Origin of the sequence: Burkholderia sp. E168m23, from assembly GCF_016586125.1 — a bacterium.
Classification (GTDB): Bacteria; Pseudomonadota; Gammaproteobacteria; order Burkholderiales; family Burkholderiaceae; genus Burkholderia; species Burkholderia orbicola.
Genome location: NZ_BCPP01001569.1, coordinates 1 through 809 on the forward strand (window position 1 = coordinate 1; position 809 = coordinate 809).

The following is an 809-nucleotide window of genomic DNA, read 5'->3' on the forward strand; positions in this document are numbered from 1 at the left end:
TCGACGCGGAGGCCATGCGCGCGGCCGCGGCCGATGCGCGCCCCGACGCGGTCGTGCATCTCGCCGCGCGTGCGCACGTCGCGCAGGACGAGCCGTCGCAAACCTACGCAGTCAACATCGTCGGCACGCGCAACCTGCTGGCGGCGCTCGCCGGCCTCGACCGCCGTCCGTCGGCGGTGCTGCTGGCCAGCAGTGCGAACGTCTACGGCAATTCGACGGCCGGCGTGCTCGACGAAACCGTCGCGCCTGCCCCGGCGAACGACTACGCGGTCAGCAAGCTCGCGATGGAATATGCGGCGAAGCTCTGGGCCGACCGGCTGCCGATCGTGATCGCGCGGCCGTTCAACTACACGGGTGTCGGCCAGAGCGATGCCTATTTGCTGCCGAAGCTCGTCGCGCACTATGCGAGCAACGCGCCGCGGATCTCCCTCGGCAACCTCGACGTGAGCCGCGATTTCTCCGACGTACGCGACGTGACGGCCGCCTATTTGAAGCTCATCGAAGCCGCGCCGGCCGGCGAGACGTTCAACGTCTGCTCGGAGCGCGCGTATTCGCTGAAGGAAGTGCTCGCGATGCTGTCGCGCATCGCCGGTTACGTGATCGACGTGACGATCGACCCGCGCTTCGTGCGGCACAACGAAGTGAAAAGCCTGAGCGGGTCGCGCGACAAGCTGCGGCGCGCGGTGGGCGAATTGCCGGTCACGCCGCTCGACGAAACGCTGCGCTGGATGGTGGACGCGATGCGTGCCGCACCGCCCGGGCACACCGCTGGCTGAACGTTGGCGAAACGCACGCGACGGCATACGCCG

Annotated in this window: 1 protein-coding gene; it reads left to right on the forward strand. The window is 68.6% G+C overall.

What is annotated here, in order from left to right; translation table 11 throughout:
- Window positions 1-776: NAD-dependent epimerase/dehydratase family protein (locus JMF90_RS38950; protein ID WP_201326530.1), on the forward strand; the 776-nt coding region annotated here is incomplete at its 5' end.
- Window positions 777-809: the final 33 nt, after the last annotated feature.